This window comes from Nitratidesulfovibrio sp. SRB-5, from assembly GCF_019931275.1.
Classification (GTDB): Bacteria; Desulfobacterota; Desulfovibrionia; order Desulfovibrionales; family Desulfovibrionaceae; genus Cupidesulfovibrio.
The window spans coordinates 114,658-122,091 of record NZ_JAIOTY010000004.1 but is presented as its reverse complement, the minus strand read 5'-3'; the positions used below and the strand labels follow the sequence as shown (position 1 = coordinate 122,091).

Here is a 7,434-nt window from a genome sequence, read left to right as displayed (position 1 = left end):
CCGGAGACGATGACCGGGCGCTTGGCAGACTTCAGCACTTCCACCGCCTCGCGGAACTGTTCCGGATTGCCGATGCCGCCGGGGGCCACGCGGTACTGCGACGGGGCCAGGATGTCCTCGTCCAGTTCACCGTAGAAGTAGTCGCGCGGGATATCCACCAGCACCGGGCCGCGTTCGGCATAGGCTATACGGAAGGCGGTGCGCAGGATGTCGGCAGCGCGCTTGGGGTGCGGCACGCGCAGCGATGCCTTGGTGATGGGCTTGAACAGATTCCAGGTGTCGCATTCCTGAAAGCCGTCCCAACCCACCGAGATGCTGCCCGCGCTGGGAGACAGGACGACCATGGGCGTGTGAGCCATGTTGGCCGTGGCCACCGCCGTGACGTAGTTGGTAATGCCGGGGCCGTTCTGGCCGATGCAGACACCCGCCCTTCCCGTCATTCTGGTAAAGGCGTCCTCCATGTGGCCCGCGGTCTGTTCGTGGCGCACCGAAATGAAATCGATGCCCGCGGCGGGAAACAGGTCCAGCAGATCCATGAAGGCCGACCCGAGAATGCCGCTGACGTGCGTGACGCCTTCCTGCACGAGGACTTCAGCCATTGCTTCACTGGGGGTCATCTTGGGCATGATGTGCTCCTTGAAAGTATGAAATGCGCGCTGTCGGATGTCTGGCCGGTAGACATCCTTCCATCCCGACGTGCGGGTGGAGCCAGTGCGACACCCCGCCTAGCAAAATATGATCCTGCCGCGCACTTCACACCCAATGCCCTAAGAACAAATACTATTTAAAAAAATGCGACCCGCTCCAGACATCTCCCGCGCGCAAACTGTCCGGGCCTCCATACAGTCTCCGGGTATCCGTCTGATGGTCCGACAGTTTGCCTATGCCCTTCTCCTTGACACGGCGGCCATGCCGGGGCACCTCCCCCGTACCGGCACCCCGCGAATCGCACAGGCCCCGCCAGCTTCGCGCGGCCGATGCGTCCCGCATGTCCCGACATGCCCGCACGCCGCCACTACCGCCACCCGCAGGAGACCCCGTGGCCCGCAAACGCCCCCGCAAGCCATCCCCGCCGCTGCCGCCGCCGCATGAATCGTCGTGGCTGTACGCGCGCATCGCGCCCCGGCACATCGCCATGTTCCGCTTTCTGCTGGAGGCGCAGGACAACCTGGGCTACATGACCGTGCTTGATCGCGGGGTCGGGGGCGGCACGAACGACAATACTGCGGAAGACAACGGCGCGGCGCGGAACCGGTGCGGCACGGAAGGCGGCGCCCCCGGCGGCACGGGCAAGGGTTCCACCGCCCCCGGCGCGGACGCGGTGCTCAAGATCGTGTTCTCGCCCCATCAGGAACGGGAAATGCGCGCCTTCCTGGAGGGCATGCGCGCCACCATTCCCTTCACGGTCTTCGAATCTCCGTTGCGCGCGCGGGCCACATCGGCCGGATAAGACCGGGGAACAGGACAGGCGCAACGGGACAGCCAAAGCTGCCGAAGCTGCCCCTCGACGCGCCCCCCCTTGCACCACGACACATGAAAAACGGCGGGGCGCACCACCATGGTGCGCCCCACCGTTTCTGCCTGCCCCATCCGGAAATGACAGGCCCTTTTCGCGTTCTGCTCAGAACAGCGTGCCCTGCTCCCCCTCGCCGCCGCGCAGCGCCTGCATGCGCCGGATGTACGCGCCCACGTCGAACTTGGAGCGCGCCCCGTTGTAGGTCATGGAACGGATGGTGCCCTGCACGGGCCGTTCGCCCCACGGCCTGTCATGCACCCCTCCCATGGACCATGCGATGCCGGTGTAGCCGTTGCTGTCGCGGCCATCCAGAAAGTAGCGGTCATTCAGGGCCACGGCAGTGCGCACGGCGTCTTCAGGCGTGGGCGACCACAGCAGTATCTGCTTGGCCCAGTACATGCGCAGGTAGCCGTGCATGCGCCCGGCGAACACCATCTCGGTCTGGGCCGCGTTCCACAGCGGGTCCGCCGTGCGCGCGGCGGCCAGTTGGGCCTCGTCGTACAGGGCCGGGCGCGGGTCGTGGCGGTGCTTGTCCAGGGTGGCCAACGCCCAGTCGGGAAAGCAGGTGACGGCGTCGTAGTCCTGCGCGTGCAGGCAGAAATTGTCGGCCAGTTCGCGCCGCACGATCAGTTCTTCCAGAAACGAGGCGCGGCAATCGTCCGGCGCCTCTCCATGGGCCTGGGCCGCCAGCGCGGCCCGCTGGGCGGACAGCATGCCGAAGTGCAGGTACGGCGACAGGCCGGACACGCCATGGGCATTGGGATCATTGCGCAGGTGGTAGCGGTGCAGGCGGGCCCGGATGAAATCGCCCAGGGCGACGCGGGCGGCGTCCTCTCCGGGCGTGATGTCCGGCATGCCCGGCAGCGGGCCCACCTCGGCCACGGTGCGGTCCACGGCAAGATTGTCGCGCAGGGATGCCCAGTCCACGTCGGGAACGGGCACGGAGGATGCGCCAGACACGGAAGACGCGGATGGCAACGCGGGGATGGGGGTCAGGAATTCCGGCAGCAGGCGGTGGATTTTCGGGCGCAGGGTGCGGGCCGCGTATTCGCGCTTGGGCGAGGCGCCCCGGCAGGGCACCACGTTGCGGCCATCCACCTCGTGCAGGGGGCAGACCCCGGCCAGCCCCCGCGTGGCGGATGCCAGCCACGTCCGTTTCAGCCGCAGCACGTCGAAGTCGGTGACCACCAGCGCGGCATTTGCCGAACGGGCGTACCGCACCACTTCTTCCGGCGGGTTGCCGCGCAGCACCACAAGGGGGATGCCCGACGCCGCCAGATGGTGCTGGGTTTCCTCCATCCCGCGCAGCAGAAAGCCGAACTGCCGGATGGTGGCGCCCAGAAAGCTGTTTGCCAGGCACCACACCACGGCCAGCGGCGCACCCAGCCGGGCGGCCTCGGCATGGGCATGCAGCAGCGCCCAGTTGTCCCGTGCGCGGTGCTCGCGGTGCATCCAGTACAGCACCGGCCCACGGCCCGGCCTTGCGCCCGGTGCCGGATGAACAGCGGATCCGCCGTGCATGCCCACCACGCGGCGGGGGTCCACCACCGACGAAAAGGCCAGCGGCGGGTTTGCATTCTGCGACGCCATGGCATCCTCCCTGCCCCGAAGGCCGCCCCACCGGCGCGCCCCCCGCCTGTATCAACCGGGGCGTCCGGCCACGGGGCCAATCAGGACGCGGGACCGTCAGCACAGGAGGACGGACAGGACGGGCAGCACGGGCGGGACAGACGGCTCAGCGCGTTTCCAGCGTCTCCATGCACGACTTGAGGTCGCAGATCATGTCCAGCACGTCCATGTTGTGGTTGACGCGCCAGTAGAACTCCTCGACCTCGAAGGGCTTGGTGAGAAAATCGTTGGAACCGTTCTTGAGAAACTGGGCGGTAAGCGGGCCGGACCCCACCGAAGACACCCCGATGATGGCCACGCGGTCCATCTTGTGGCGGCCACGCAGTTCGCGCACCAGTTCGATGCCGTCCATGTTGGGCATCTGGTAGTCGGTAATCACCAGGCGGGTATGCGGGTTCTGTTCGAACACGGCCAGCGCTTCCACGCCGTCCCCGGCCTCCAGCACGCGAAAGCGCTGCACTTCCAGCAGCTTCTTGATCTGTGCGCGCTGGGTGCGCGAATCGTCCACCACCAGCACGGTGATGAACTGGTTCTTGAACACCCGCTCCAGGCTGGCCACCATGGGATCCATGTCCTGGATGGATCCCTTGAAGAAATAGTCCACCACGCGCCGCTCGATGAACCGGCGACGGATTTCGTCGTTGAAGGTGGCGGTCAGCACGATGGACGGCACCTTCCAGGCCAGGCACAGGTCCACGGCCTCGCCGTCGGGGGCATCGGGCAGGTTCAGGTCGATGATGGCGATGAAGATCTGCTGGCCATGGTCGCGCAGCAGGGCCTCGGCATCCTGCATGGTGTGGGCAATGAGTGTGTCGAACTGGGTAAGCGCCTGAATCTGCTTGCGGATGATCTTGGACTGCACGTTGCTGTCCTCGATGATCAGCACCGTGCGCGGCGCTTCTGCGGTCATGTTCATGCGGCCTCCCCGGCGCGGCGTCTATCTGTGCGTTGTCCGAATGCTACACGCTCGGCAGGGGGCGCGCAATGCCGCACGGCCCGACGCCCACGGGAATTCGGAAAAAAAGTTGTTACGTTACGGATTGTTGCCCGGACTGCCCGCGCGGTTTTTCCCTGCACGGCGGGGCAGGGAAAGCTGAAAACACCAAACGTCAGCGCGCGGCGGTCGGGGCAACGCTGGACGGGCGGGTGCCGTGCGCGGCGGGGTGGCGGCACGCCGAAAGGCCCGGCAGCGTGGAAAAGACGGAAAAAGGGAAGGCCGCAGGCGCGGGGCCGCATGTCCGGTCCTCGCATGTCCGGTCCACGCATGGCCGGTCCTCGCATCGGGGGCCACGCATCGGGGGCCACGCGCGGGCGGTCAGCCGGTGGCGGCGAGCACGGCCTGCCTCCGGGACGGAAACGCGACCCGGCACGGAAACGCGGCCCGGCACGGAAACGCGGCCTAGTTCAGTCGAAATGGACGCGGGGGGGCAATGGGGAGGGGGGGGGGAGGGGGGAACGGGCGGACAGCCCGCCCCTAGCGCACGCCCAGGAACATCCGGGTGGCCAGCCAGTCCATGACCAGGGCCGGGTTCACCGGGCTGGGGCTCAGGGACAGGGCCTCCTGCGCGGCGGCCAGGGCCTCGTCGCAACGGCGCAGCCGGGCCAGGTCCATGCGCTCCGCCAGCAGGCGGCCCAGAGGGTCTGCGGCGCGCCCGGCCAGCACGTCGGCCAGGGCGCGCTGGCAATGCAGCACCACGGCGACGGCAAGGGGGGCGTCCAGATCGCCCTTGCGGGAGGTGCGTTCCATCCAGCCGCCGCCGGTCTGGATGAATTCCACCAGCGCGTCCAGCCAGTCGCGCACCGCCGGGGGCGGCGGGGCCGCATCGGTGGGCCAGGCCAGGGTGAGCACGAAGCTGCGCGACACCAGGGTGGGCAGCAGCCGTTCGCGCTGGGGGGCCAGCAGCACGAAGCAGGTGGTGGGGCGGGGTTCTTCCAGCGACTTCAGCAGGCCGTTGGCCGCCTCCACGCGGGTGTGGGCATCCACAAGCACCACCACGCGTCTGCGGCCCTCGCGCGGGGGTTCGCCCAAAAGGCCGCGCAGCGCGCGCACGTTCTCTATGGAAAAGGAACCTTCCTCGGCGCTGGGCTTGTTGCCGTCCAGCACCACGAGGTCGCGGTGGCCGCCCCCGGCCATGCGCAGGCACGACGGACAGGCCAGGCAGGGACGGGCATCGTCCAGACCATCGCCTGGGGCCTCGCAGTTCAGCAGCGCCGCCCAGTACAGGGCCAGGGCCATGCGTTCCGGCGCGGTGCCCCCCTCTGCCAGCACCACCTGCGGCGGCGATGCGGCCAGCGCGTGCAGATGGCCCACGGTGCGCTGATGCCGGGGGGCCAGCAGCGGGGCCACAACCTCGCGCGGGTCCTGCGGCGCGGGCGGGGCATCCGTTGCGGCTGCGGCGGCGCGACCGCGTTTGGGGGCAGTGATGGTGTCGTTGGCCATGGTGGTTCCGATGCAAGGGTGATGCGGGTTCCGAACTGCCGGGCCATGCTACCCGAAGGCGCGGGGGGCCGTCCATGCCTGTTGGCGCCCCGGCTCCCCCCGGTTGCGCCCGGTTGCGCATCCGTCATGAAAAAGGGGCGGCCCGAGCCGCCCCTTCCGAGTGGATATTCCGAGCCGGGCGCTACCAGCCCCGGTTGATGGTCTGGTCGCGTTCCGGACCCACGGACACCAGGCTCACGCGCACGCCGGTCAGTTCCTCGATGCGGGCGATGTAGGCGCGGGTGGGCGCGGGCAGGCTTTCCCAGGTGGTGCAGCCGGTGATGTCGTCATCCCAGCCGGGCATGGTCTCGTACACCGGGGTGACGTGGGCCATGCCGTTCTGTTCCTGCGGGGCCACGGTGATGGTGCCGCCCTGGTATTCGTAGGCGGTGCAGATCTTCAGTTCCTTCAGGCCCGACAGCACGTCCAGCTTGGTCAGGGCGATGTCGGTGGGGCCGTTCAGGCGCACGGCCTCGCGCAGCACCACCGCGTCCAGCCAGCCACAGCGGCGCTTGCGGCCCGTGGTGGCGCCGAATTCGTGCCCCTTCTGTTGCAGGTAGTCGCCCGCCTCGTTCAGCTGCTCCGTGGGGAAGGGCCCGGCGCCCACGCGGGTGGTGTACGCCTTGACGATGGCCACGATGCGGTCCAGCCGGGTGGGCGCGATGCCGCTGCCCGCAGAGGCATTGCCCGACACCGTGTTGGACGAGGTGACGAAGGGATAGGTGCCGTGGTCGATGTCCAGATGGGTGCCCTGGGCGCCTTCGAACATGACGTGCTGCCCGGCGGCCCAGGCCGCTTCGATCTCGGCGGTGACGTCGGCCAGGTGGGGCACCACGCGGGGGGCCACGGCCATGACTTCATCGAACACCGCGTCCACGGTCATGGCTTCGCCGCCGTACAGGCCAGCCAGCAGGGCGTTCTTTTCCAGCAGCGCGGCCTCGATCTTGGCGCGCAGCAATTCGGGCATGGCAAGGTCGGCGGCGCGGATGCCGATGCGCGACATCTTGTCCTCGTAGCAGGGGCCGATGCCCCGGCCCGTGGTGCCGATCTTGGATTCGTTGGTCTTGTGGCACTCGCGGGCCACGTCCAGCGCCTTGTGGTAGGGCATGATCACGTGGGCCTTGCGGCTGATCATCAGCCGCGCCGGAGAAACGTCCACGTCCTTGTCGCGCAGGGTTTCCACCTCGCGGCAGAACACGGCGGGGTCGAGCACGACGCCGTTGCCGATGAGACATTTCTTGCCCGGATGCAGGATGCCCGAAGGGATGAGGTGCAGGATGTATTGCTTGTCGCCCACCAGCACGGTGTGCCCGGCGTTGTTGCCGCCCTGGAAGCGCACGATCACATCGCACTTGCGGGTCAGCAGATCGACGATCTTGCCCTTGCCCTCATCGCCCCACTGGGCACCCATCACGACCACGTTTGACATTTCCCACTCCTTGTGACATTGAGTGCCACCCTGCGGCTCCGGCTCTTGCCGAAGGCGCGCAGAAAAGGCATCATGTCTTATCCCGTGACTTCTTGGAAGTCAACGGAACTGCTGCCGATACGACCCCGACAGCAGAAAATCGTCCGCACGCGGACATGCCGGAACCGCCGGCGGGCCAAGGCCCACCGGAAAAACGGCGCACCAGCGCCGCTCCGCGCAACGCCGCACAACCCACGGCCCGACGGCCACCCCCGCGCACGGAAGCGCGGCCCGCCACAGGCGAACGCCCCTTCCGCTCCCCCTCGACACAGGCCACCCGCGCATCCGGCCACCCGCTCTTCTCCGCCTCGCTGCTCTCCACCCGTCGGCCCACCGTACCGC

The 7,434-nt window shown here is 68.1% G+C and carries 6 protein-coding genes; 1 reads left to right on the top strand and 5 read right to left on the bottom strand.

The features are described from left to right. On the bottom strand, positions 1-626 hold a 626-nt coding region (locus K6142_RS15675), incomplete at its 3' end, for a thiamine pyrophosphate-binding protein (protein WP_263284439.1). 413 nt (positions 627-1,039) lie between these two features. Between K6142_RS15675 and K6142_RS15670 the strand changes: the two genes are divergently transcribed. Beyond that, positions 1,040-1,450, top strand: a complete 411-nt coding sequence (locus K6142_RS15670; protein WP_190245891.1) for a DUF4911 domain-containing protein — start codon at positions 1,040-1,042, stop codon at positions 1,448-1,450. Between the two features lie 171 nt (positions 1,451-1,621). Here the strand turns inward: K6142_RS15670 and K6142_RS15665 are convergent, their stop codons facing one another. The 4 genes from K6142_RS15665 to K6142_RS15650 form a co-directional block, all read right to left on the bottom strand. Continuing rightward, positions 1,622-3,106, bottom strand: coding sequence for a deoxyribodipyrimidine photo-lyase (locus K6142_RS15665; protein WP_223290464.1), 1,485 nt, complete (start codon positions 3,104-3,106; stop codon positions 1,622-1,624). A gap of 145 nt (positions 3,107-3,251) precedes the next feature. Then, positions 3,252-4,061, bottom strand: a complete 810-nt coding sequence (locus K6142_RS15660) for a response regulator (RefSeq protein ID WP_012613055.1) — start codon at positions 4,059-4,061, stop codon at positions 3,252-3,254. Positions 4,062-4,619: 558 nt separating this feature from the next. Next, entirely contained in the window at positions 4,620-5,585 is a 966-nt protein-coding gene (locus tag K6142_RS15655) for a DNA polymerase III subunit delta' (protein ID WP_190245890.1), read from the bottom strand. Between the two features lie 181 nt (positions 5,586-5,766). After that, the gene (locus K6142_RS15650) at positions 5,767-7,053 is read right to left on the bottom strand and encodes an adenylosuccinate synthase (protein WP_190245889.1); all 1,287 of its coding nucleotides are present in this window, start codon (positions 7,051-7,053) and stop codon (positions 5,767-5,769) included. Positions 7,054-7,434 lie beyond the last annotated feature (381 nt).